Genomic DNA, 22689 nt, shown 5'->3' on the forward strand with positions numbered 1-22689 from the left:
GTTCACGAGGACTCCTCGGCACCGGGCATGTCGCTCATCGTGCTTCCCCCACGCGCATGCGGAAGTTCCCTTCCTGTCTCTTCGTACCCACCCAACCACAGTATGTAACGAAGTGACGACCCAGCGTAAGGAGAAGGGGAGCCGATGGAAGGGTCAGACCACGCCGTAGAGGCGGTCGCCGGCGTCGCCGAGGCCGGGGACGATGTAGCCGTTCTCGTTGAGCCGCTCGTCGAGGGCGGCGGTGACCACGCGGATGGGCCTGCCGGAGCCGGCGAACACCTTGTCCATGTACGCCAGGCCCTCGGGGGCGGCCAGCAGGCAGATCGCCGTGACGTCGACCGCGCCCCGGTCGAACAGGAACTGCACGGCCGCGGCCAGCGTGCCGCCGGTGGCGAGCATCGGGTCGACGACGAAGCACTGACGCCCGGACAGGTCGTCGGGCAGGCGGGTGGCGTACGTCTCGGCCTGGAGGGTGGACTCGTTGCGGATCATGCCGAGGAAGCCGACCTCGGCGGTGGGCAGCAGCCGGGTCATGCCGTCGAGCATGCCGAGCCCGGCGCGCAGGATGGGCACGACCAGCGGCTGGGGCTTGGCCAGCCGCACGCCGTGGGCGGGGGAGACCGGGGTCTGGACGGTCACGTCGGTGACCCGGACGTCGCGCGTCGCCTCGTACGCCAGCAGCGTCACCAACTCGTCCGCGAGCCTGCGGAAGGTCGGGGAGTCGGTGCGGACATCGCGCAGCGTGGTGAGCTTGTGAGCCACGAGCGGATGGTCGACGACGAGGGTTTCCATAGCGCCCAACGGTATCCGGTGGACGGAGTGGTGGCATCCCGGGCCTTTGGTTTTGATCACAATTTGGTCGGAGAAGCACACGCCGCGTGGCCTGTTCTGGAACGATTGGGGTCTGGTGCGAACCTGTCGTGTCAGAGGCTCGGGTGGGGATGGCGATGACAGACGAAGATGCGCTCGACTTCGCCATAGTGATTTACCGCGAGGACGAGCGGTGGCACGCTGAGCTGCTGCCCGTCACGCTCACGTCCGACCTCGACGGCCTGATCCAGGCCCTCAGGCAGCAGCCGAGCGAGAGCGGCACCATCGGCCTGATCGCCGTCGGCGACGAGTTCTTCGTGGCGCTGCGCGTGCTCGGCGAGCGGGTCGACGTCTTCCTGTCCGACATCGCCGCCTCCTGGGACTTCCCGCTCGCCCGCCAGGTGCTGCACTACCTCGACGTGCCGGTCCCCGACGAGGAGGAGCTCGACGAGATCCTCCAGGACGAGGAGACCGTGCTGCCGGCGGGAGATCTGTCGATCTTCGCCGATCTCGGATTGGACGAGATGGAGCTGGGCATCCTCTCCGGCGACATCGATCTCCTCCCCGAAGATGTGCTGTCCAGCATCGCCGCGCGGCTCGGCTTCTCCGAGCCGTTCGAGCGTGCCATCGAATCGGTCTTCGGCTGAACCCCCCTGGAGTGCGGGCATGGCGTCCAACACCTTCTCTGCGGCTTTTGTCAGGACTTCCGACGGCTGGACCGGCGCCGAGGTCGATCTGCGCGACGCGGAGATCGTCGACGACTTCGGTGACGCCGTCATCGAGACGCTGGGCCTGACGGGCGACGAGCTGGCCCTGCTCTGCGTCGAGGTCGAGGACGAATGGTTCGCCATCGCCCGCTACCGCGGCGAGGACGAGCCCCGGGTGTTCCTGTCGGACGTGCACGCGATCGCCTCCAACAGCATGGGCGAGCTGTTCGCCGAGTTCGCCGGCGTGGCCCCCGACAAGGAGGGCAACGGGCTCGGCGTGCGGCCCGCCGGTGACTTCGAGCTGCTCGGCGACCTCGGCGTGAGCTCGGAGGAGCTGCTGGAGCTGAGCATGGAGGAGGGCCTGCTGCCCGCCGACGTCCTCTCGGTGATCGCCGAACGGCTGTCGTTCGCCGACGAGCTCGACCGGCTGCGTTGACCCACGAGGAAGCGATGCGGCTGGCCCTGGCCGAGGCCGTCGCGGCCGGCGGCAGGGGCGAGATCCCCGTCGGCGCCGTCGTGCTCGGCCCGCTGGGCGAGGTGCTGGCCGCGGCGGGCAACGACCGCGAGTCCGCCGCCGATCCCACCGCGCACGCCGAGGTGCTCGCGCTCAGGCGGGCCGCCGCGCTGCGCGGGCAGTGGCGGCTGAGCGGCTGCACGCTGGTCGTCACGCTGGAGCCGTGCACGATGTGCGCGGGCGCGTCCGTGCTCGCCCGGGTCGACCGGATCGTGTACGGCGCCGTCGACGCGAAGGCCGGCGCCGTGGGCTCGCTCTGGGACGTCGTGCGCGACCGCAGGCTCAACCATCGGCCCGAGGTCGTCATGGGCGTATTGGCCGAAGAGTGCTCTGCCGTCCTCAAGGAGTTCTTCGCTACTCGGAGAATCCGGTAAGCTCGTCCGCGGTGGTGTCGCCTAGTGGCCGAGGGCGCACGCCTCGAAAGCGTGTGATGGGGCAACTCATCCGTGGGTTCAAATCCCACCACCACCGCCAACGGGCCTCCGACGACCTCGGAGGCCCTTTTCTTTTGCCCTCAGGGCTGCTGGGTGGGCCCGTCGGTCGGCGGATTCAGGTTGAGCTGGATGTCCGGCGGGCTGTCCTCGACGACCTGCGTCTGGACCGTCTCGCCGCCGCGGGTCTCCGGACGGCCGTCGTCGGTCAGGACGAAGAACAGCGCGCCGCAGGCGCTCAGGAGCAGCAGCGGCAGCCCGATGGCCAGCAGCACGATCAGGTTGCGATTGTCGAGCGGCCCGGGCTCCTCGACGTACTCGTGCGCCGGCGGCTGCGAGTAGTAGGACGGCGGGCCGTATCCGGGTGGCGGCCACGACCCGTGTGGCGGTGGATACGACACGGCATTCTCCGAATGATGTTGAAAGACGCGGACGTGACACACGGCACGTCGATCAGGTTGACACATGAAAAAGGGAGCCGCGAATGGCGGCTCCCTTTTCCGGCGCGTTTCAGTTGGGCAGATCCAGGACCCTGGCGTGCAGGATCGACCGTTGGTGCAGGGCCGCGCGCAGGGCCCGGTGGAGGCCGTCCTCCAGGTAGAGCTCGCCCTGCCACTGCACGACGTGCGGGAACAGGTCGCCGTAGAAAGTGGAGTCAGCGGCGAGCAGCGAGTGCAGGTCCAGCATGGCCTTCGTGGTGATCAACGAGTCGAGCCGGACCTGCCTGGGAGGGATCTGCGCCCACTCTCGGTTCGTCAGACCGTGTTCGGGATAAGGGCGTCCGTCGCCGACGAGCTTGAAGATCACCCACCTCATTTTAGGAGAGAATTCGACCTGCTGCGTTGTCCGGAGCTATCGGCCCAGCTCAGACTGTTCACAGTCGCCCGGCCGGCCGTTTTGGTAGCCGCGCTGGAAGGCGTTGACGCGTTGCTCGGACGAGCCGTGCGTAAACGATTCGGGATCGATTCTGCCGCTCGTGCGTTGCTGGATTCTGTCGTCGCCCACGGCGGCCGCGGCGTCCAGGGCCTCGGCGATTTCCGTCTGGGTGAAGGCCTTTTCGTAGAAGCCGGTGCGGACGGCGTTGTGCGCCCAGACGCCGGCGTAGCAGTCGGCCTGGAGCTCGACGGGGACCGAGCTGCCGGTGTCCGACTGGAGGGCCCCGCGCAGGTCCTGGACGTGATGGCCGTATTCGTGGGCGATCACGTACGCCTGGGCGAAGGGGCCGCCCTTGGCGCCGAACTGGCTGTGGAGCTGGTCGAAGAAGCTCAGGTCGAGGTAGACGCGCTGGTCGCTCGGGCAGTAGAACGGCCCGACGGCGGAGCTGGCCGCGCCGCAGCCGGTACGGAGGCTGCCGGAGTACAGGATCGTCTTCGACGTCCGGTAGTCGGGGATCTCCTGCTTCCAGTAGTCCTGGATGCTGTTGACCACGCCCACGACGCGGCACTTCTCCGACTGGTCGGCGTCCTTGCCCGTCTTGCACTCCTCGGCGAGTTTGGCCGGGGGTTGCTGCTGCGCCGGCTCGGCGTCGCCGCCACCGCCGCCGCCCAGGTTGTTGAGCACGAACACCAGCACTAAGGCGATCAGGCCGACGATGCCGCCGCCCCCGAGGACCATGCCGCCGGGGAAGCCGCCGCCCGAGAACCCGCCACCGCGACCGCCGACGTCCTCGACCTGCGACGAGTCGAGGTTGACGTCGTCCTTGAAATCCATATCTGACGTCCCTTCTGGGTGCTGCCCGCTAGAGAGCTTCCCCAGGAAGGCCCCTAGATGCCATCCGAGAAGGTGTCACATCTGTCCGGGAGGCCGCTGTCGTACCCGACGCTGAACCACTTCTCGCGTTGCTGGGAGGTGCCGTGGGTGAACGCGTCGGGCGTGACGCGGCCCTGCGAGCGGCGCTGGATGCTGTCGTCGCCGACCGCCGCGGCGGCGTCGAGGGCCTGGTTGATGTCGGACTGCGAGAACGGCTCGCGGTAGAAGCCCGTCTTGACCGCGTTGTGCGCCCAGACGCCGGCGTAGCAGTCGGCCTGCAGTTCCAGGCGCACGGACGCGCTGCCGGCGCCCGGCCTGCTGTTGTTGCCCACCTTGTCCATGGTGCCGAGCAGGTTCTGGACGTGGTGGCCGTACTCGTGGGCGACCACGTACGCCTGGGCGAACGGGCCGCCCTCGGCCCCGAAGTCGCGCTGGAGCGTGTCGAAGAAGGCCAGGTCCAGGTAGACCTTGCGGTCGGGCGGGCAGTAGAACGGGCCCACGGCCGAGTCGGCGGGGCCGCAGCCGGTGTTCACGGCCCGGGAGAACAGCACGGTCTTGGCCGGTGTGTACTGCTTGTCGCGTTCCTTGAACTCCTGCCGCCAGTAGGACTGGATGCTGTTCACGGTGCCGACGATCCGGCAGTCCTCCGACTGGTCGGCGTCGGCGCCCGTACGGCAGCGGTTGGCCAGGTCGCCGCTGGGGGAGAGCTGGCCGGGGGCGCTCGGGTAGCGTCCGCCGCCCTGCTCGCCGCCCTCGTCGCCGCTGAACGGCGTGGGGGCGAGCTTGAACAGGAACAGCCCGGCCACCGCCAGGACCAGCAGCAGGCAGCCGCCGCCACGGCCGCCGATGGGCAACATGCAGCCGCCGCCCGGCATCCCGCCCCAGCCGCCGCCGCCCCGGCCGGGCTGGGGGCCGGAGGCCCGGACGTCCTCGACCTGTGAGGGGTCGAGTGGCGCGTCGTCGTCGAACTGCATGCCCTCTGTCATCCCCCGTAGTCAGGCGATTACGCAAGGCAATATGCGGGACAGTGATTTTCTGCGATTTATCAGTCAATCTGCCGCTATGACGGGTGGCTTGGTGGGGATCGCGCTGGCGTCCCTGGGGCGGCGCCTCGGTTTTCAGTCGCGTGAGCTGGCGGTCTATCGTCCGCGCCGGCTGTTCGCCATGGGGCTGTCCTGGCCGGGCTCTACTGGCTCACCTGGGTCCTGAAGCGCTCGTGGGCCGCCTGCTTGGAGATGCCCATGGCCTCCCCGATCTCCGCCCAGGAGGCGCCGTTGTCCCGCGCCCCGGCGACGGCCTGGTCGAGCAGCGTCCGCTGCCAGCTCTCCACCTGGGACAGCAGGGTGAGCGCCGCCAGCGGCCGGTCGGCCGCGAGCTTGACGACCTGCTCGCACAGCAGGTTCGACTTCGTCACCAGCCAGCTGGGCGGGGCGGCGGCGAGCAGCGGCGGCGTGTGCCTGCTCCACCACCGGTACTCCGCCTCCTTGGCCCCCTCCGGCGTCGCCGGATACCGCCGCCGATCGGTCCATCCGCACGAACAGGCGGCCTGGTACCCGACGAACGTCCTGGTGAAGGCGCTGGACGAGGAGGCCAGCTCCCCGTCGGGCAGAACGGGCGCGACGAACCCCTCGTGCCCGGGAAGAACGGCAATGCTCAAAGTCATGACCGTCAAGATATCCTGACGATTCCAGCTCTCGCCACCCCTTCCGCGGTGCCGGAGGGCCGTCAGGCTCCGTCGTCGGGGTTCAGCGTCTCGGCCACCTGGCGATGCACCCGGGTGAGGACGCACGGACAGCAGCGGCTGCACGCCTGACGCGACCGGCTCAGCGCCCGGGTCGCCTGGCGACCAGCACCTCGGTGGTCAGCCGCTGCTTCCACCGGCCCGCGGGGTTGCCGGCGAGGAGCGCCCGTCGCAGTGCCTCGACGAAGGCGGGCAGACGATCGCCGAGCCTGGCGGGGCAGCTGTAGGAATAGGAGAGCTGGAGCCCGATCAGGCCGTCCACGTCCCACGTCAGCCGTCGGCTGAACACCCGGGACTCCAGGCTGCCGAAGGGTGAGGCGGCGAGCACGCCGCTGTGGTGCTCGCCGGTGGCGTGGAACGAACTGGCGGCGGTGTGGATCTCGAGGCCGAACTCCTCGCACACCCGTCTCTCGATCGGCTGCCACGGTTGCGCGTCGGGCTGCCACGGTTCACCCTGCTGCCTCGCGGGGCCGACCAGCGCCACCACGCCGCCGGGCGGCAGCAGCCCGTCCAGCTCCACCAGCACGGACCGGCGGTCCATCCAGTGGAACGACCGCCCCATCACCACATGATCGAACGGCGGCAAGGCCCTCAGACCGGTCGAGTCACCACGCAGCCAGACGATGTTCCCGACACCCCCGGCCAGCCGCCTGCCCTCCGCCAGCATCTCCCGCGCCGGATCGACGGCGAGCACGGCCTTCGTCCGCCGCGCCAGGGGGATCGCGATCGTCCCGGGGCCGCAGCCGAGATCCAGCACGCGGCTGTCCGCGCCGAACGTCTTGGCCAGGTGTTCCGTCGTCGCCTGCCCGTGGCCGGGACGGTACCTGGCGTAGTACGGCGCAGCACTGCCGAACAGGTCCTCCATGAACCGGACCCTAGAAGACCGGCCGGCCGAGGCGTCCGGAGAACGACAGAAGGGCCATCCCGTTGACCTGGGATGACTCTGCTTTCCAAGTCTGTGGACTTTCGTTCACCGCCGGTCATGGGTTTCCAGCTGCGGCGTCAGCTCTGTTACCGACTTCGGTGCACGTCCCTGTACCAGGGGTGAATTAAGACCGGGAATGAGACTGCGGAACAGAATCCGGCTGTGCATCCAAGCGTCATGACTTGCTCTTTCTGCCATGCAGATGCAGTCACTAGTCTGATCCCGGCCGTTGATCGACATGGATACGAGGTACGTCCGGTGGGTGCCAGGTCCCTGGTTGTTGGTGCGAGTTTGCTGTTGGCCGTCGGTTCGCTGAACCTGCCGGCGGGAAGCGCGGCATCGGAGGTTGTTCCCGCGGAGGGCAATTCATCTGCGGCTGATATCCCTCCCTTGGGTACGCAGATCGGTGACTCGTTCAAGGGGCACACGGGTCCCGTACTGGCCTTGGCCGTCGGCAAGCGCAGTGATGGCACGCCTGTCGTCGTCTCCGGCGGTTTTGACAAGACCATCCGCATCTGGAACCTGAACACTGGAAAGCCCATCGGAAAGCCCCTGAGAGGGCATCGCCAGGAGGTATACAGCCTGGCGATCGACAAGCGTAGTGACGGCACCCCGGTCATCGTCTCCGGTGGTGAAGAAGACGGCAGCGTACGGATCTGGAACCTGGACACCGGCAAACCGATCGGGAAGCCCCTGGTGTTGGATCGCAGCATCACGTGGGGGGTGGCGACGGGGAGGCTTCGAGACGGTACCGGGGTCATTGCCGCCACGCGGACGGACGACGTATCCGTCGTCGCCCTGTGGAATCTGGACACAGGTAAACACATCAAGAGGACCTTCGACGAGTTCGCCACGACCAATACCTTGGCAACCGGGAAACGTAGCGATGGAACACCTGTCGTCGTCACTGCGAATGCTGAGGGACGGACGCGTATCTGGAGCCTAGGGACGGGAAAACCGCTCAGCAAACCTCTGTACAGCTGTCATGAATGCCAGTCCAGGGCCTTGGCGACGGGGAAGCTCCGGGACGGCACACCGGTTGCCATCTCCGCGAACACCGACTATCCGTTGCCGGATGAAGACACACCCGACGGCAAGATCTGGATGTACAACCTGAACACGGGAAAGCCAGTCGGGAAATCCATCCGAACCCCCGCAACCAGGTTCGCCGGCATGGCAGTGGGGCAGCGCCGTGACGGCTCCACCGTCATCGGGTACGGCGACGACTCTGGCAACATGTCGGTCTGGGACTTGGACACAGGAAAGGCAGTGGGAGAGCCCTTCACTGCTCATTCCGGCACGATCTTCACTGTGGCCTTGGGCAAGCGAAGCGACGGGACCCCTGTCTTGGTCACCGGTGGCTGGGACAGGGCGATACGAGTCTGGAGCCTAGGATCCTAGGCACAAGCGGAGCGCGCCAAGGCTCGCCAGCTCTGGATAGAGGGGGACCGCGTCTTCGCCACTGCGACTGGTCGTCCGTCACCCCCTGCTCGCTTCCGCCGGAGTCAGGGAGTTCCCTGGCGAACGGTCATAGCCATCATGGGGTGGTGCAGCAGCGGCATGGCGCACCGGTACCAGCACGTCACCGACGGCATCCGGAGCACAGTTGGCCAAGCAGGTTGATGGTCTTCTCTGGGAGGACGAAGGACTTAAGTAACCACTGGCTCTAGCAAGGCGGCTGCGTCAACAAGCGGGATGCAGCCGCCTTGTGATGAGACGGCTACTCCATGACCGAATGGAGTAGACCTACGACTGCGATGCCTGCTGGCACACCCACTGTCGGAGTCGCCCAAATCGACAGGACGGCCCCAGCAGTGGCGGCAAGGCTGAGGATTAGCACCCATCTCTGTTGCAACCGAGGAGGCTCAGCTTTGGGGCTTGACCGGGGAGCGTCCCGTCGCTCGCTAAGCCAGCCCATATCTGGCCTTAATCCCTAAGACGTCTCGCTGTGCATGCGCGCACAGGCGTCTATCCTGCATGTAGTTCTCCTCCCGAGAGTTCATCAGCGACCTTTGGTTGGGGACAAGAGGCCCAGCGATGCACAGCAGGAGTGGCTGCTCCTGCTTCGCTGGGTCTCTTTCGTGCCGCTCGTCATCAACGCGGAGCGGTTGCTCCGGACAGTACTTACGGATGGGGCGCTACGCAAGCAATTCCCATGAAGTTAGTACTACGTACCTCATGTACTTTCCCCATTCGGGCTCAGTATGCTGGCACTGAGCTCGAAGGACGTCTGTGGAGACCTCGATGGAGGAGAAGCGATGGCTGAAGTAAGTGCCGAGGTGATCGCGGCACAGCGTGTCCGGGAGCTTCGTCAGGCGTTCGGTTGGACCCAGCAGTATGTGGTGGAGCGGCTGCGGGCATTCGATGTTGTCCTCGACCAGTCCTCTGTGGCTCGGATCGAGAATGGCTCACGACTGATCCGTTTGAGCGAAGCCATCGCCTTCGCCCGAGTCTTCGACGTGACCATCGAGCGGCTGGTATCCGTTCGGCCCGACTCCGAATCGCTCTCCTCCCTAGAGCGTCGAATCGACGTTCTAGAGGCCGAGGTGGCAGAAGCTGCACGGGCAGCGGAGGAAGCTGCTGAGAGTGTGAGAGCGCATCGAGCTGCGGCAGAGGAAGCAAGCAAGAGGGAGGTCGAAGCCCGATCTCAACTCTCTCTAGCGCAAGGTGCGTTGAGGGCTCTACAGGTTGAACTACGGGCTGTGCATGCTCTACGGGCCGGCGGTGAAGTGCATCTGGTCGGTGATGCCAAGCAAGGCGAGTTGGTGCACGTTGGCACAGGGCAGCTGTTCGTGCACGACTCTCCCGAGACCATCCTCACTCCGCGTGAAGAGGAGGTGCTGAACCTGATCGCGGATGGCCTGACTTACAGTCGGGTTGCGGCCACGCTGGCTGTGTCAGTTCGAACGGTGGAGACCCACGTAGCGAACATCCGCAAGAAGCTCGGAGTCTCCTCTAGGAGAGAGCTCGAACAGGTCGATTACGCCGTAGCGCACCGGGGTGAGAAGGGGGCGCGCTAGGCGGAGCGATGACCTCAAACGAGACTGGAACGGCGGAAGGGGTGTGCCGTGATCTCGGCACACCCCTTCGGAGCTGGCGGAGGATAGGGGATTTGAACCCCTGATAGGTTGCCCTATACACGCTTTCCAAGCGTGCGCCCTCGGCCACTAGGCGAATCCTCCGCCGACGAGCTTACCGGACTTCCGGCACTGCGGTGACCGCGATTTTTCCAGGACATGCTCAACCCGAACCGTGGAGCGAGCACTGCTGAGGCCGGTTAGACTGTCCAGGGACCCCTCGCGCGGCGTCATCCTGTGAACCTCCCCAGGGCCGGAAGGCAGCAAGGATAAGCGGGCTCTGGCGGGTGTGCGGGGGGTCTCTTCGTTGAGAGCCCCCTCGCAGGCGGGATGGTCGCATGAGCCTTGCGCTTTACCGCAAGTACCGACCCGGGACCTTCGCCGAGGTCAAGGGTCAGGAACACGTCACAGATCCGCTGCGACAGGCGCTGCGTACGGGCCGCATCAACCACGCGTACCTGTTCAGCGGCCCCCGCGGATGTGGCAAGACCTCCAGCGCGCGCATTCTCGCCCGCTCCCTCAACTGCGAGCAGGGCCCGACGCCCGACCCCTGCGGCACCTGCGAGTCGTGTGTGGCGCTCGCCCCGACCGGCCCCGGCCACCTCGACGTCATCGAGATCGACGCGGCCTCCCACGGCGGTGTCGACGACGCGCGTGACCTGCGCGAACGTGCCTTCTTCGCGCCCGTGTCGGCGCGCTACAAGATCTACATCATCGACGAGGCGCACATGGTGACCCGCGAGGGTTTCAACGCGCTGCTCAAGCTCGTCGAGGAGCCTCCGCCACACCTGAAGTTCATCTTCGCGACGACCGAGCCGGAAAAGGTCATCGGCACCATCAAGTCGCGTACGCACCACTACCCGTTCAGGCTGATGCCGCCGGCCACGCTCAAGGCGTTGATGGAGGAGATCCTCACCTCCGAGAGCGTGCCCTTCGAGCCGCCCGCCCTGCCGCTGGTGGTCCGCGCGGGCGCCGGCTCGGCCCGTGACTCGCTCTCCATCCTCGACCAGCTCCTCGCCGGCGCCGAGGACGACGGCATCACCTACGCCAAGGCCGTCTCCCTGCTCGGCTACACCGACGGCGACCTGCTCGACGAGGTCGTCAACGCGTTCGCCGCGCGCGACGGCGGCCAGGTGTTCCAGGCGGTCAACCGGGTGATCGAGGGCGGCCACGACCCGCGCCGCTTCGCCTCCGACCTGCTGGAGCGTTTCCGCGACCTGGTGATCCTGGCCAACGTGCCCGAGGCGGCGTCCAGCGGGCTGCTCGACCGTCCCGCCGACGAGCTGGAGCGGCTGGTGGGGCAGGCGTCCTCGATGGGGCCGGCCGAGCTCACCCGTGCCGCCGAGATCTTCAACGCGGGGCTCACCGAGATGCGCGGCGCCACCTCGCCGCGGCTGCTGCTCGAACTGATGTGCGCGCGCGTCCTGCTGCCGGGCGCCTCGCAGGGCGAGGCGTCCCTGCTCGCCCGGCTCGAACGTCTGGAGCGCGGCGGCACGGTCGCCCAGATGGCCTCCAGGGCGGGCGCGGTGACGATCCCGCGCCCGGCTGCCCCGGGCGGCGGCCACGACGTGCACGTTCCCGTCGCGCCCCCGGCTGTTTCCGTCGGTACGGCGGCGCCGGTCGGCGACGCGGCGGTTCCTGAGCCTGCGACGCCCGTCGCGAGCAACGGTTCCGCCGGTGGTCACGGGCCGGCGGGCGGCGGGGCCGACGACTGGCCCGAGCCCGTACGTCCCGGTTCGGCGGCGGCTCCGGTCTCCGACGCGCCCGCACCCGCTGCTCAGGCGCCCGTCGCCCAGGCTCCCGCGGCGGCAGGCCCGGTCGCGGGCGGGGCGGCCGGCATGCAGCAGCAGTGGCCCGCCGTGCTGGCCGCGCTCAAGCAGCGCAGCATCGTGGTCTGGGCCAACGTCAGTACGAACGCCCAGGTCGTGGGCGTCGAAGGCAACCTGGTCACGCTCGGGTTCAGCCAGGTCGGCGCGATGAAGAACTTCACCGGCGGCGGCAAGGACGCCGTCGTGGCGACGGCGCTCGGCGACGTGCTCGGCGGCACCTGGCGGGTCGAGGCGGTGGTCGGTGGCTCTCCGGCGCCCCAGGCCACCCGCGGCCCCGCACGCCAGCAGCCGCCGTCGGGCGGCCACGGCGCCCCGGCCCCGCAGGCGGCCCCGGCCGCCGGCCAGGCGACGACCAGCCCGCAGGGCGGTACGGGCGTCCACGCGACCTCCCAGGGGCGGTCCGGCTCGCACGGCGGCTCCCAGGACGATCAGGGCTCCCAGGACCCGGGCCAACCTCCGGCCGCCGCGCCCGCGCGTCCGGCCACCGAGTCCGCGCGCCCGACCACCGACGAGTCGTGGCCCGACGCGCCCGACGACCTCAGCCCCGGTTCCCCGCCGAGCCCCGACCCCACCCAGACCGTGACCGCCCGGCAGCCCGCCGCCGCGCCGGTCGGAGCGGGGCTGGCCGCCGCGCGGTCGGCCGCCAAGGCGGCCGCTCAGGCGGGTCCGCGCACCCCGGCGTCGCGCGCGGGTGGCACGGCGGCGTGGCCGAGCGCGATCCCCGGCCGTGACAAGGCCGCCGACGCCGACGACGTCGACCCGCTGAACGACGCCGATGCCGACGTCGACGCCGTCTCCGGCATGGCCCTGCTGCAACGCGAGCTCGGCGCCCAGGTCATCGGCGAGATCGACCACACCTGACCGGAGGCTCCCCTCCGGACGGATGTCACGGGAAGAGGCGGGCGCGGGCGGCGGCCGAGCGGGGGTCCGTCGGCGGAAGGGCCGACAGGCGTTCCAGGATCTGGTAGTCGTCGCGGCCGTTGGGGGTCTGGGCGTAGGTCCACAGGTCGTCGGGCGAGCCGTGGCGCAGGAGGCAGGCGCGTACCTGGGCTTCGAGCTCCTCGCGCTCGCGCCGGATGTCCGGCGACTCCGAGCGCGGCAGGAGCGGCCCGGGGTAGGCGGCGGCCAGCGCTGCGGTGTCGCCCGAGTCGAGGAGCCGGCGAACGTCGAGGAAGTCCGCCTCGACCGGGCACACCAGCCGGTACGGCTTCGCCGCCAGCACCTCCCCGAGCTGACCGCGCAGCCGATGGATCTCGGCCCGGATGGTGACCGGGTTGCCGTCGTCGCCGTAGAGGTGGAACGAGAGCTGGTCGGCCGACAGGCCCTGGGGGTGCAGGGCGAGGAGGGCGAGGATCTCGGCGTGGCGCAGTGAGAGCTGACGCGGGCGTTCGCCCAGGTCGGCCGTCGGGGTGCCCTCGCCGAGGCAGGTCAGGCGCAGGGTGGGCGGCGTCGCGGACGGCGTGTCGCGCAGGAGGTAGCCGTCGCAGAAGGGTTCGAGGAAGGCGACGCTCCCGTCACGCAGGATCATGCGCTGGCCGGACAGGGGAAGCCGGTCGCCGAGCCGGCCCATGGGATCGCCCGAGATGACCCGGCCCGTGGGCGACAGCAGGATGCCGCCCCGGTTGCGCAGCGACTCGTAGCGGCGGCGCAGGCGTTCGTCGCGCTCGTGCATCTGTACGGCGAGCTGCGACTCGGCGAGCTTGGCCGTCGCGCTGACCAGGGCGACCGTCGCCGGATGCAGGGACCGCGCGATGCCGCTGACGTCGACGCAGCCGATGACGTTGCCCGACTCCGGATCGCTGATCGGCGCCGCGCTGCACGACCAGACGTGCAGCACCCGCATCAGGTGTTCCTCGGAGTAGACGTGCACCGGCCGGCCGGTGGCGAGCGCGGTGCCGATGCCGTTGGTGCCGGCCATGTACTCGCCCCAGTGATGGCCGTCGGCCAGGCCCACCTGGTCCGCATTGCGCAGGATGCCGCCTTTGCCCTCACGCCAGAGCACGCGCCCGTCACGGTCTGTCACGATCATGACGTGGTCGGCTTCGTCCGCCAGGCCGGAGAGCGTCTGGGCGAACAGGGGCAGCAGCGGCCGCAGCGGATGAGCCTCGCGGATCTCGACGACGTCGGCGGACTCGCAGACCAAAGGGGCGCTGCGGCCGTCCGGGTCGATCCCCGCCGCGAGCGATCGCCGCCACGAGGCCGTGATCAGGGTGCGGGGCGAATCGGGCGAGCTCTGCCCGGTAGCCGCCGCTTCGTGTGCTCCGCGTAGAAGGCGGGAGTACGCATCGAGATGGCCGTAACTCATCGGTCACTCCAAGTAGTCAACAACGAGCATCCGTCCTGGCGGCGATATGCGCAAGCTGTTCAGGGGGATTGCGTAGGGTGATTGAATGAACGCAACGTGTGTGCAACGTTGGGCGCACTACCGTTCCGAAACACGCGTCGGCGTGGTGCGGCCGCTCCGTCCGACGTGATGGCCGGGTCTCGGACACTGGAGGGGGGCCGAGATCCGGCCATGACAAAGGTCCGTGACGAATGCCTGGAGGGAAACATGGGGAGCCCTCCCAGTACATGACGCCGCCCAAACACCGTAGGCTCGTGGCAGTCAAGAACCGGAGCCACGAGGAGCGCACGACGGTGAACCCAGGGGATGTCAACCTGCAGCAGCTGCTGGAGCAGGCTCAGCTCATGCAGCAGCAGCTTGTGAGCGCCCAGCAGGAGCTCAACGACGCGCAGATCGAGGGCTCGTCGGGCGGCGGCATGGTCACTGCCGTCGTCAACGGCTCAGGTGAGCTGCTCGAACTCAAGATCGACCCGAGCGTGATCGACGCGGCCGACCCGCAGGACACCGCCGACACGATCGCCGACCTGGTGATCGCGGCCGTCCGCGACGCGGTGCGCGCCGCCGCCGACCTGCAGCAGGAGAAGCTCGGCCCGCTCGCCCAAGGTCTGGGCGGCGGCGGACTCGGACAGCTGCCAGGGTTCTAGGCATGTACGAAGGGGTCGTCCAGAACCTGATCGACGAGCTCGGCATGCTGCCCGGCGTCGGTCCGAAGAGCGCGCAGCGCATCGCGTTCCACCTGCTGGCGGCCGATCCGGCCGACGTCAGGCGGCTGGCGCACGCGCTGCTCGAAGTCAAGGACAAGGTGCGCTTCTGCCGGGTGTGCGGCAACGTGGCCTCCGAGGAGGAGTGCCGCATCTGCCGCGACCCGCGGCGCGACACGCACGTCATCTGCGTGGTCGAGGAGTCGAAGGACGTCGTGGCGATCGAGAAGACGCGCGAGTACCGCGGCACGTACCACGTGCTCGGCGGCGCGATCAGCCCGATCGACGGCATCGGCCCCGACGACCTGCGCATCCGCGAGCTCATGACACGCCTGGCCGACGGGCGGGTCACCGAGCTCATCCTCGCCACCGACCCCAACCTCGAAGGCGAGGCGACCGCTACCTACCTCGCCCGTCTGGTCAAGCCGATGGGCATCAAAGTGACACGACTCGCCAGCGGCCTGCCGGTGGGCGGTGACCTCGAGTACGCCGACGAGGTGACCCTGGGCCGTGCTTTCGAAGGACGGAGGCTCCTGGATGTCTGATATGTGGGATGTGCTGGCCGAAGAGATCGCCGCGCACGCGCAGAACTACGTCGACGGCCTGGCCAGGGTCGCCGGCGGTGAGGGCGGCGACGCGATCTGGTCGCTGCTCCTGGTGGAGGTCGCGCAGGTGAGCCTGGCCGGCGCCAAGCTCGGCGCCAACCGCGACGTGATCCTGTCGGGCAACTACGAGCCGCCGATGAGCGAGGACCCCGACATCGACGGCGTGCGCACGGCGCTGGCCGAGCGGCTGGAGGCGGTCGACGACTACGCCGAGGTGTTCGATCCGTACAAGGACACGTCGGTCACGCCGTACCGGCTGTCGGACGACCTGACCGCGGTGGCCGCCGACCTCATCCACGGGCTGCGGCACTTCCACGCGGGCCGTCCGCACGAGGCGTTGTGGTGGTGGCAGTACTCCTACTTCAACACCTGGGGCAACCACGCGGGCGCGGCGATGCGCGCGCTGCAGGCCCTCGCCGCGCACTCGCGGCTCGACGTGGCGGAGGAAGCCACCACAGTGTGATGATCATCCACATAGTGGTATGAACCATCAGGCCCATCAGAGGCCCCCAGTAGACTGGCAGTTCACAGTCCAGACCGGGAGACTCTCGTGGCGCTCGTTGTGCAAAAGTACGGTGGTTCGTCCGTCGCCGACGCGTCCTGCATCAAGCGGGTCGCGCAGCGGATCGTCGCGACGAAAAAAACCGGCAACGACGTGGTCGTGATCGTCTCCGCGATGGGCGACACGACGGATGAGCTGCTCGACCTGGCCGAGCAGGTGTCGCCGCTGCCTCCGGGCCGCGAGCTCGACATGTTGCTGACCTCCGGAGAGCGCATCTCGATGGCCCTGCTGGCCATGGCGATCGCCAATCTCGGCCACGAGGCGCGCTCGTTCACCGGCTCGCAGGCCGGCGTGATCACCGACTCCACCCACGGCAAGGCGCGCATCATCGACGTGACGCCGGGCCGCATCCGTGAGGCGCTCGACCAGGGTCACATCGCGATCGTGGCCGGGTTCCAGGGCGTCTCGCAGGACACCAAGGACATCACCACGCTGGGCCGCGGCGGCTCCGACACCACCGCGGTCGCGCTCGCGGCGGCCCTGGAGGCCGACGTCTGCGAGATCTACACCGACGTCGACGGCATCTTCACGGCCGACCCCCGCATCGTGCCCGTCGCCCGCAAGATCCCCAAGATCTCGTACGACGAGATGATGGAGATGGCGGCCTGCGGCGCGAAGATCCTGCATCTGCGCTGCGTCGAGTACGCTCGGCGGTTCGACCTGCCGATCCACGTACGCAGCTCGTTCAGCACCACGGAAGGCACGTGGGTCGTCTCCGACCCTTACACCGAAGGAACCGAGATGGAGCAGCCGATCATCTCCGGCGTCGCGCACGACCGGAGCGAGGCCAAGATCACTGTTGTCGGGGTCCCCGACAAGGTCGGCGAGGCTGCCTCGATCTTCAAAACGCTGGCCGACGCCGAGATCAACATCGACATGATCGTCCAGAACGTCTCGGCCGCGGCCACGGGCCGCACGGACATCTCCTTCACGCTGCCCACGGCCGACAGCCAGGTGGCGCTGACCGCGCTGAAGAAGATCCAGGGCCGCATCGGCTACGAGTCGCTGCTCTTCGACGACCAGATCGGGAAGGTGTCGCTGATCGGCGCGGGCATGCGCTCGCACCCCGGCGTCACGGCGACGTTCTTCGCGGCCCTCGCCGACGCGGGGGTCAACATCGAGATGATCTCCACCTCGGAGATCCGCATCTCGGTGATCGTCGAGCAGGACGGTGTCGACGCGGCCGTGGCGGCCGCCCACCGTGCCTTCGATCTCGACGCCGACCAGGTCGAAGCAGTGGTGTACGGAGGTAGCGGACGATGAGCAGCAGGCCCAATCTCGCCCTGATCGGCGCCACCGGCGCCGTGGGCACCGTCATGCGGGACATCGTGTCCAGCCGGGAGGACATCTGGGGCGAGATCCGCCTCGTCGCCTCCCCGCGCTCGGCGGGCAAGGTGCTGAGCGTGCGCGGTCAGGACGTCGTGGTCCAGGCGCTCGCGCCCGAGGTCTTCGACGGCATCGACATCGCCATCTTCGACGTGCCCGACGAGGTGTCGGCCGTGTGGGTGCCGATCGCGGCCGAGCGCGGCGCGATCGCGATCGACAAGTCCGGCACGTTCCGCATGGAGCCCGACGTGCCGCTGGTGGTGCCCGAGGTCAACCCGCTCGACGCGCGGCAGCGGCCCAGGAACATCATCTCGACCCCCAACTGCACCACGCTGTCGATGATGGCGGCCATGGGCGCGCTGCACGCCGAGTACGTGCTCAAGGAGCTCGTCGTCGCCTCCTACCAGGCGGTGTCGGGCGCGGGCGTGGCCGGCTCGGCCCGGCTCTACGACGAGGTCGAGGCCCTGGCCGGCGACCGCTCGCTCGGCCAGACGGCCGGCGACGTGCGCAAGGCGCTGGCCGGCAAGCTGCCCGACGAGTCGCCGTTCCCGGCGCCGATCGCCTTCAACGTGGTGCCGTGGGCGGGCTCGTACAAGGACGGCGGCTGGGCGTCCGAGGAGCTCAAGCTGCGCAACGAGTCGCGCAAGATCCTCGGCATCCCCGACCTGAAGGTCTCGGCGACCTGTGTCCGGGTGCCGGTGATCACCACCCACTCGCTGGCCGTGCACGCCCGCTTCGAGCGTGAGATCACGGTCGAGGACGCCCACCGCGTGCTCTCGGCGGCGCCGACGGTGGTGCTGATGGACGACCCGGCCAACGGCGTCTACCCGACGCCGCTCGAAGTGGTCGGCAACGACCCGACCTACGTGGGCCGCGTCCGCCAGGCGATCGACTTCCCGAACACGCTCGACCTGTTCGTCTGCGGCGACAACCTGCGCAAGGGCGCCGCGCTCAACGCGGCTGAGATCGCCGAGCTGGTGGCCTCCGAGCTGTAGCCCGGCCCGACTCCGTGGGGACGCCGTGCCTGTGTGCGGCGTCCTTCGCGTTTCCCGGAGAGTTCTGTCGCCTTCTCCGAGGAGCCGCGTTTCCCGGCGATTCGTGCATTCCCGGCGGGTCACGTTCTCCTGCGGGCGGGGCCTGTCACCGGAAGAGGATGTCCCAGTGGCTGCTCTCGTTGGCGAAGACGGTTCCGGTGGCGGAGCGGTAGAGCGCGGCGCCGTCGCCGCGGACGCCCGCCTTGCGGTGGTGCCGGGTGATGTAGCGGTCGATGCACGCGTTGTGCGTGATGTCGAGCTTGTAGCCGTTTCCGTGGCTGTACTGGCCGGGCGCGTGACCCGCCTCGGTGCCGCCGGTCACCATGACCGGGCAGCCGCTGTCATGCTTGAGGTCGATGATCCGGGCGATCGTGCCGGCCCTAACGGAGTCGAGCGAGGTGCAGTGGTGCATGTGGCGGCTCGTACAGTGGCCCGACGACTTCGTGCGCAGGCCCGAGCTCTTGAGCCAGCGGGCGGCCAGGGCGTGGGTCATGTGCATGGCGGCCTGCCTGGGCAGCACCCGTGCCAGATCAAGCTGAGATCGCTGCTGCGACCTCTGCGGCCGGCTCCGGGGCCTCATCGCCTCCTCGACGCTCGCGGGCCTCGTGACGGCTTCTGGGCGCTCCGCGAGCTCCTGCGTGTCCGGCTGCGCGACGAACGCGTCCTCGGCCTCGGCCCAGGCGTCCTCCGTCTCCTCGGAGTCCTCCTTCGACAGCTGCGACTTGGCGGCCGCGGGGTCCGCCTGGTGCTGCTCGACCTGGTATGTCTCCGCCAGGGCCGCCGCGACGGCGGCCTGCCGGATGTTGGTCCACGGTCCGTCGATCCCCTCCGGGAACCACAGGGACAGGTCGAGCATCCCCCCGGTCTCGTCAGGACGGTTGAACGGTGTTGGCGCCTGAGCCCGCTCTCCACCTGATGGGTGGGAGGCGGCGGAAGCGGCCGACGCCAGCGCGATTATGGTGATCTGAATGCCGAGGAGCGCCACCACGAAGGTGCGCGCTGTTCCACGTATCCACATGTCGATGCCTTTTCGCGGAAAAGAGCCCTTCCGCCTGAAACGACAATCCCACCATTCCCAGGAGATAACTCATGTCTCATAGTCATCTTTGCCCTGTGGCGGCGATCACCGTGCCACTCCATGACCCACCACGCTTTCAAGACGTAAAGTGACGAACGTGTCCGAAGCCCGAAACAGAGGATCGGAGAGCACCCGAGAGGTCATCGTCGAGACGGCCTTGCGACTGTTCCGTGAGCGTGGCTTCGACGCGACGACCATGCGCGCCATCGCCGCCGAGGCAGGGGTGTCAGTGGGCAACGCCTACTACTACTTCGAGAGCAAGGAGGCGCTGATCCAGGCCTACTACGACCGCGCGCAGGCCGAGCACGAGCAGGCCTGCCGGGAGTTCCTGGCCACGGAGAGGTCGTTCGCCGCGCGGCTGAGCGGGGTGTTGCGGGAGTGGGTGCGCGTGTCGGAGCCGTACCACGAGTTCGCGGTGAAGTTCTTCAAGCACGCGGCCGAGCCGACGAACCCGCTGAGCCCGTTCAGCGCGCAGTCGTCGCCGGCGCGGGAGGCGTCCATCGGGATCTACCGCGAGGTGGTCGAGGGGTCGAAGGACCGGATGAACGCCGAGCTGCGGGCGGAGCTGCCCGAGCTGCTGTGGTTGTTGTCGATGGGCATGGTGCTGTTCTGGGTGCACGACACCTCGCCGGGGTGCGTGCGGACGTACCGGCTGATCGAGGTCACGGTGCCGCTGGTGGACCGGTTGGTGGGGCTGTCGCATCTGCCCGGGTTGCAGGGGATCACGAAGGACTTCATCGCGGCGGTGCACGAACTGCGGGCCTAGGGGGCTCCTTGCGGTGACATACCGCTTGGTATGGCCGCTTGGTATGGTCGGCTCACCGTCGCCGAACCGGAGGCCATGAATGACGCCGAACTGGGGCATGACCATCCCCTTCTACGACCGTTCCCTGGCCAGGTCGCAGGAGCTGATCGCGCAGCTGCCGGGCCTCGGCTACACCGACGCCTGGTCGGCCGAGGTCAACGGGAACGACGGCTTCGTCCCGCTGGCGATGGCCACGCAGTGGGCTCCGGGGATGCGGCTCGGGAGCGCGATCGTCCCGGTCTCCACGCGGGGGCCGGGGCTGCTGGCCATGTCCGCGGCCACCCTGGCCGACCTGGCCCCCGGCCGGTTCGTGCTCGGCATCGGCTCCTCCTCGCCGGCGATCGTCGAGCGGTGGAACGCCGTGGAGTTCGCCAAGCCGTACGCCCGCACCCGCGACACGCTGCGCTTCCTGCGGAGGGCGCTGGCGGGGGAGAAGGTCTCCGAGCGGTACGAGACGTTCGAGATCAAGGGCTTCAAGCTGGAACGGGCGCCGAAGACCGCCCCCAGGATCGTGCTGGCCGCCCTGCGGCCCCGGATGTTGCGCCTGGCCGCCGAGGAGGCCGACGGCGCGATCACCAACTGGCTCGCCCCCGAGGACGTGCCCAAGGTGCGCGCCGAGATCGGCCCCGACACCGAGCTCATCGCCCGCCTGTTCGTCTGCGTGAGCGAGGACGCAGACAAGGTGCGCGAGATGGCCAGGTGGATGCTGGCCAGCTACCTGACCGTGCCCGCCTACGCCGCCTTCCACGACTGGCTGGGCCGGGGCGAGGTGCTGCGTCCCATGCACGAGGCGTGGGCGGCCGGCGACCGCCAGGCCGCGCTCAAGGCCATCCCCGACGAGGTGGTCGACGCCCTCGTCGTGCACGGCGACGCCGCCACCTGCCGGGCCAGGATCCGCCAGTACGTCGACAACGGGCTCGACACGCCGGTGCTCGCGCCCATCCCCGGCGGCGAGGTGCCGATCGAGCAGGCCGTGCGCGACCTGGCCCCGGTCCGGGAGGGCTGATGGACGACGTGCTGCGGCTCGACGCCGTCGGCCAGGCCCGGGCGGTCAGGGACGGGCAGGTGTCGGCCCGCGAGCTGACCGAGGCCGCCATCGCCGCCGTCGAGGCCCACGACGGCGAGCTCAACGCCGTCGTCCACCGGCGGTTCGAGCGGGCGCTGGCCGAGATCGACGACCTCCCGGCGGACGCGCCCTTCCGCGGCGTGCCGATCCTGCTGAAGGACCTGGGCTGGCGGCAGGCCGGCGAGCCGTACGCCGCGGGCTCGCGGGTGCGCGACGACCTGGACGCCGCCGAGGACGGCCATGGCGTGGTCCGCCTGCGCCGGGCCGGTTTCGTGCTGCTGGGCCGGACGAACACCCCCGAGTTCGGCAGCACGATCACGACCGAGCCGGTGGCGTACGGCCCCACCCGCAACCCCTACGACCCGGCGTATTCGGCGGGCGGGTCGAGCGGCGGGTCGGCGGCGGCGGTGGCCGCGGGCATGGTCGCGCTGGCCACGGCGAGCGACGGCGGCGGCTCGATCCGCGTCCCGGCCTCGCTGTGCGGCCTGGTGGGGCTCAAGCCGACGCGCGGCCGGCTGAGCCACGGCCCGTCCATGGGCGAGGGCTGGAGCGGCTTCTCCTGCCCCGGCTTCGTGAGCAGGACCGTGCGCGACACGGCGGCCGCGCTCGACGCGGTCTCCGGCTACGAGCCGGGAGACCCCTACGACGCCCCCGCGCTGCCCGGCCCCCTGACCGCCGAACTGCACGCCGACCCGGGACGGCTGCGCATCGGCTTCCTGACCGCCCACCCGAGGCCGGACGTGCCCGCCGATCCCGACCTGGCCGAGGCCGTCACCCGGGCGGCGGCGCTGCTGGAGAGCCTCGGTCACGACGTGACCCCGGGCGGCCCGGCGGCGCTCGCCGAGCCGGAGTTCGCCCGGCATTTCGCCGCCATCGTCGCCAACAACCTCGCCGCGCACGTCGTGAGCCTGGGCGCGGCCCGCGGCAGGCCGGTGGAGCTGCACGAGCTCGAACCGCGCAACGCCGCCATGGTCGCCGCCGCCCGCGCCAACAGCGCGGCCGATCACATCCTGGCCACCCAGTGGGTGGACGGCTTCCGCCGCCGCATGGCCTCCTGGTGGGCCGGGGGCAACGACCTGCTGCTGATGCCGTCGTCGGGGGCGGCGCCGTTCCCGCTCCGCTGGATCCCGCCCGCCGACCTGAGCACCGCCTTCGGCAGGACCGCGCAGGTGGTGGCCTACACCTCGCCGATCAACGCGACCGGCCAGCCCGCCGTCTCGCTGCCGCTGCACAGGAACGCGGCGGGCATGCCGGTCGGCGTGCAGCTCGTGGCGGCGGCCGGACGCGAGGATCTGCTGATCCGGATGGCCGCGCAGATCGAGCAGGTCAGGCCGTTCGAGCACGCCGCCATGCGCTGATCGTCAGGAACCCCTCACCCGGCTGAC

Annotated in this window: 23 protein-coding genes, 2 tRNA genes and 1 other RNA gene; 16 read left to right on the top strand and 10 right to left on the bottom strand. The window is 69.2% G+C overall.

Going from position 1 to position 22689, the window contains the following annotated elements:
* Positions 1 to 153: 153 nt before the first annotated feature.
* Positions 154 to 792 (bottom strand): uracil phosphoribosyltransferase, encoded by a 639-nt coding sequence (upp, locus tag AB0J76_RS04665; protein ID WP_352318440.1) that lies wholly within the window; start codon positions 790 to 792, stop codon positions 154 to 156.
* A 155-nt stretch (positions 793 to 947) separates the two neighbouring features.
* On the opposite strand from upp, the gene AB0J76_RS04670 reads away from it, so the two are divergent.
* The 4 genes from AB0J76_RS04670 (at position 948) to AB0J76_RS04685 (ending at position 2505) form a co-directional block, all read left to right on the top strand.
* Positions 948 to 1457 carry a tRNA adenosine deaminase-associated protein gene (locus AB0J76_RS04670; RefSeq protein ID WP_352318439.1) on the top strand — a complete coding sequence of 170 codons (510 nt, stop codon included), beginning with the start codon at positions 948 to 950 and terminating at the stop codon, positions 1455 to 1457.
* 19 nt (positions 1458 to 1476) lie between these two features.
* Positions 1477 to 1953 (top strand): tRNA adenosine deaminase-associated protein, encoded by a 477-nt coding sequence (locus AB0J76_RS04675; RefSeq protein WP_352318437.1) that lies wholly within the window; start codon positions 1477 to 1479, stop codon positions 1951 to 1953.
* Positions 1950 to 2405 (top strand): tRNA adenosine(34) deaminase TadA, encoded by a 456-nt coding sequence (gene tadA, locus AB0J76_RS04680; protein ID WP_352318435.1) that lies wholly within the window; start codon positions 1950 to 1952, stop codon positions 2403 to 2405. Before AB0J76_RS04675 ends, tadA begins: the two co-directional genes overlap by 4 nt.
* A gap of 10 nt (positions 2406 to 2415) precedes the next feature.
* A tRNA-Ser gene (locus AB0J76_RS04685) sits at positions 2416 to 2505 on the top strand.
* A gap of 40 nt (positions 2506 to 2545) precedes the next feature.
* On the opposite strand, the gene AB0J76_RS04690 is transcribed toward AB0J76_RS04685, so the two are convergent.
* From AB0J76_RS04690 to AB0J76_RS04715, 6 genes are all read right to left on the bottom strand, one after another.
* Entirely contained in the window at positions 2546 to 2863 is a 318-nt protein-coding gene (locus tag AB0J76_RS04690) for a hypothetical protein (RefSeq protein WP_352318433.1), read from the bottom strand.
* A gap of 109 nt (positions 2864 to 2972) precedes the next feature.
* Positions 2973 to 3269, bottom strand: coding sequence for a type II toxin-antitoxin system VapB family antitoxin (locus AB0J76_RS04695; protein WP_352318431.1), 297 nt, complete (start codon positions 3267 to 3269; stop codon positions 2973 to 2975).
* 45 nt (positions 3270 to 3314) lie between these two features.
* Positions 3315 to 4172: a neutral zinc metallopeptidase gene (locus AB0J76_RS04700; RefSeq protein ID WP_352318429.1), complete on the bottom strand. Its 858-nt coding sequence runs from the start codon at positions 4170 to 4172 to the stop codon at positions 3315 to 3317.
* Between the two features lie 53 nt (positions 4173 to 4225).
* Positions 4226 to 5197, bottom strand: coding sequence for a neutral zinc metallopeptidase (locus AB0J76_RS04705; RefSeq protein WP_352318427.1), 972 nt, complete (start codon positions 5195 to 5197; stop codon positions 4226 to 4228).
* 200 nt (positions 5198 to 5397) lie between these two features.
* Entirely contained in the window at positions 5398 to 5874 is a 477-nt protein-coding gene (locus tag AB0J76_RS04710; protein WP_352318425.1) for a hypothetical protein, read from the bottom strand.
* A 160-nt stretch (positions 5875 to 6034) separates the two neighbouring features.
* Positions 6035 to 6817 carry a class I SAM-dependent methyltransferase gene (locus tag AB0J76_RS04715; RefSeq protein ID WP_352318423.1) on the bottom strand — a complete coding sequence of 261 codons (783 nt, stop codon included), beginning with the start codon at positions 6815 to 6817 and terminating at the stop codon, positions 6035 to 6037.
* 351 nt (positions 6818 to 7168) lie between these two features.
* Here AB0J76_RS04715 and AB0J76_RS04720 point away from each other — a divergent pair, with 351 nt between their 5' ends.
* Both AB0J76_RS04720 and AB0J76_RS04725 read left to right on the top strand, forming a co-directional pair.
* Positions 7169 to 8278, top strand: a complete 1110-nt coding sequence (locus AB0J76_RS04720; protein ID WP_352318421.1) for a hypothetical protein — start codon at positions 7169 to 7171, stop codon at positions 8276 to 8278.
* Positions 8279 to 9135: 857 nt separating this feature from the next.
* On the top strand, positions 9136 to 9897 hold the full coding sequence (locus AB0J76_RS04725; protein WP_352318420.1) for a LuxR C-terminal-related transcriptional regulator: 762 nt from the start codon (positions 9136 to 9138) through the stop codon (positions 9895 to 9897).
* Positions 9898 to 9971: 74 nt separating this feature from the next.
* Here the strand turns inward: AB0J76_RS04725 and AB0J76_RS04730 are convergent.
* Positions 9972 to 10059: transfer RNA gene (locus AB0J76_RS04730), tRNA-Ser, on the bottom strand.
* Positions 10060 to 10165: 106 nt separating this feature from the next.
* Between AB0J76_RS04730 and ffs the strand changes: the two genes are divergently transcribed.
* Together ffs and AB0J76_RS04740 are read left to right on the top strand one after the other, a co-directional pair.
* Positions 10166 to 10261, top strand: an RNA gene (ffs, locus tag AB0J76_RS04735) — signal recognition particle sRNA small type.
* A gap of 31 nt (positions 10262 to 10292) precedes the next feature.
* Positions 10293 to 12644, top strand: a complete 2352-nt coding sequence (locus AB0J76_RS04740) for a DNA polymerase III subunit gamma and tau (RefSeq protein WP_352318419.1) — start codon at positions 10293 to 10295, stop codon at positions 12642 to 12644.
* A 25-nt stretch (positions 12645 to 12669) separates the two neighbouring features.
* Here the strand turns inward: AB0J76_RS04740 and AB0J76_RS04745 are convergent, their stop codons facing one another.
* The gene (locus AB0J76_RS04745; protein WP_352318417.1) at positions 12670 to 14088 is read right to left on the bottom strand and encodes a GAF domain-containing protein; all 1419 of its coding nucleotides are present in this window, start codon (positions 14086 to 14088) and stop codon (positions 12670 to 12672) included.
* 332 nt (positions 14089 to 14420) lie between these two features.
* Between AB0J76_RS04745 and AB0J76_RS04750 the strand changes: the two genes are divergently transcribed.
* The 5 genes from AB0J76_RS04750 (at position 14421) to AB0J76_RS04770 (ending at position 18316) form a co-directional block, all read left to right on the top strand.
* A complete protein-coding gene (locus tag AB0J76_RS04750) occupies positions 14421 to 14771 on the top strand; it encodes a YbaB/EbfC family nucleoid-associated protein (RefSeq protein ID WP_125640519.1) in 351 nt (116 codons plus the stop codon).
* Positions 14772 to 14773: 2 nt separating this feature from the next.
* The gene (recR, locus tag AB0J76_RS04755) at positions 14774 to 15373 is read left to right on the top strand and encodes a recombination mediator RecR (protein ID WP_352318415.1); all 600 of its coding nucleotides are present in this window, start codon (positions 14774 to 14776) and stop codon (positions 15371 to 15373) included.
* Positions 15366 to 15896: a DUF5063 domain-containing protein gene (locus tag AB0J76_RS04760; protein ID WP_352318413.1), complete on the top strand. Its 531-nt coding sequence runs from the start codon at positions 15366 to 15368 to the stop codon at positions 15894 to 15896. Before recR ends, AB0J76_RS04760 begins: the two co-directional genes overlap by 8 nt.
* Positions 15897 to 15983: 87 nt before the next feature.
* Complete coding sequence (locus AB0J76_RS04765; protein WP_352318411.1) at positions 15984 to 17258, top strand: aspartate kinase; 1275 nt, start codon at positions 15984 to 15986, stop codon at positions 17256 to 17258.
* Positions 17255 to 18316, top strand: coding sequence for an aspartate-semialdehyde dehydrogenase (locus tag AB0J76_RS04770; protein ID WP_352318409.1), 1062 nt, complete (start codon positions 17255 to 17257; stop codon positions 18314 to 18316). Before AB0J76_RS04765 ends, AB0J76_RS04770 begins: the two co-directional genes overlap by 4 nt.
* Positions 18317 to 18461: 145 nt before the next feature.
* On the opposite strand, the gene AB0J76_RS04775 is transcribed toward AB0J76_RS04770, so the two are convergent.
* On the bottom strand, positions 18462 to 19211 hold the full coding sequence (locus AB0J76_RS04775; RefSeq protein WP_352318407.1) for a hypothetical protein: 750 nt from the start codon (positions 19209 to 19211) through the stop codon (positions 18462 to 18464).
* Positions 19212 to 19530: 319 nt separating this feature from the next.
* Here AB0J76_RS04775 and AB0J76_RS04780 point away from each other — a divergent pair, with 319 nt between their 5' ends.
* From AB0J76_RS04780 to AB0J76_RS04790, 3 genes are all read left to right on the top strand, one after another.
* Positions 19531 to 20199, top strand: a complete 669-nt coding sequence (locus tag AB0J76_RS04780) for a TetR family transcriptional regulator (RefSeq protein WP_352318405.1) — start codon at positions 19531 to 19533, stop codon at positions 20197 to 20199.
* Between the two features lie 79 nt (positions 20200 to 20278).
* Positions 20279 to 21244, top strand: coding sequence for an LLM class F420-dependent oxidoreductase (locus AB0J76_RS04785; RefSeq protein WP_352318403.1), 966 nt, complete (start codon positions 20279 to 20281; stop codon positions 21242 to 21244).
* Positions 21244 to 22662 (top strand): amidase, encoded by a 1419-nt coding sequence (locus AB0J76_RS04790; protein ID WP_352318401.1) that lies wholly within the window; start codon positions 21244 to 21246, stop codon positions 22660 to 22662. The genes AB0J76_RS04785 and AB0J76_RS04790 overlap by 1 nt, the downstream gene beginning before the upstream one ends.
* Positions 22663 to 22689 lie beyond the last annotated feature (27 nt).

Origin of the sequence: Nonomuraea sp. NPDC049624 (assembly GCF_040675255.1) — a bacterium.
In the GTDB taxonomy this organism is placed as follows: Bacteria; Actinomycetota; Actinomycetes; order Streptosporangiales; family Streptosporangiaceae; genus Nonomuraea.

Excerpts from the sequence above, each read along its gene's own strand:
- AB0J76_RS04790 (WP_352318401.1), top strand. The coding sequence starts at position 21,244 with ATGGACGACGTGCTGCGGCTCGACGCCGTCGGCCAGGCCCGGGCGGTC.
- AB0J76_RS04675 (WP_352318437.1), top strand. The coding sequence starts at position 1,477 with ATGGCGTCCAACACCTTCTCTGCGGCTTTTGTCAGGACTTCCGACGGC.
- AB0J76_RS04670 (WP_352318439.1), top strand. The coding sequence starts at position 948 with ATGACAGACGAAGATGCGCTCGACTTCGCCATAGTGATTTACCGCGAG.
- recR (WP_352318415.1), top strand. The coding sequence starts at position 14,774 with ATGTACGAAGGGGTCGTCCAGAACCTGATCGACGAGCTCGGCATGCTG.
- AB0J76_RS04760 (WP_352318413.1), top strand. The coding sequence starts at position 15,366 with ATGTCTGATATGTGGGATGTGCTGGCCGAAGAGATCGCCGCGCACGCG.
- AB0J76_RS04700 (WP_352318429.1), bottom strand. The coding sequence starts at position 4,172 with ATGGATTTCAAGGACGACGTCAACCTCGACTCGTCGCAGGTCGAGGAC.
- AB0J76_RS04770 (WP_352318409.1), top strand. The coding sequence starts at position 17,255 with ATGAGCAGCAGGCCCAATCTCGCCCTGATCGGCGCCACCGGCGCCGTG.
- AB0J76_RS04775 (WP_352318407.1), bottom strand. The coding sequence starts at position 19,211 with ATGCTCGACCTGTCCCTGTGGTTCCCGGAGGGGATCGACGGACCGTGG.
- AB0J76_RS04785 (WP_352318403.1), top strand. The coding sequence starts at position 20,279 with ATGACGCCGAACTGGGGCATGACCATCCCCTTCTACGACCGTTCCCTG.
- AB0J76_RS04740 (WP_352318419.1), top strand. The coding sequence starts at position 10,293 with ATGAGCCTTGCGCTTTACCGCAAGTACCGACCCGGGACCTTCGCCGAG.
- upp (WP_352318440.1), bottom strand. The coding sequence starts at position 792 with ATGGAAACCCTCGTCGTCGACCATCCGCTCGTGGCTCACAAGCTCACC.
- AB0J76_RS04705 (WP_352318427.1), bottom strand. The coding sequence starts at position 5,197 with ATGACAGAGGGCATGCAGTTCGACGACGACGCGCCACTCGACCCCTCA.
- AB0J76_RS04745 (WP_352318417.1), bottom strand. The coding sequence starts at position 14,088 with ATGAGTTACGGCCATCTCGATGCGTACTCCCGCCTTCTACGCGGAGCA.
- AB0J76_RS04710 (WP_352318425.1), bottom strand. The coding sequence starts at position 5,874 with ATGACTTTGAGCATTGCCGTTCTTCCCGGGCACGAGGGGTTCGTCGCG.
- AB0J76_RS04715 (WP_352318423.1), bottom strand. The coding sequence starts at position 6,817 with ATGGAGGACCTGTTCGGCAGTGCTGCGCCGTACTACGCCAGGTACCGT.
- AB0J76_RS04725 (WP_352318420.1), top strand. The coding sequence starts at position 9,136 with ATGGCTGAAGTAAGTGCCGAGGTGATCGCGGCACAGCGTGTCCGGGAG.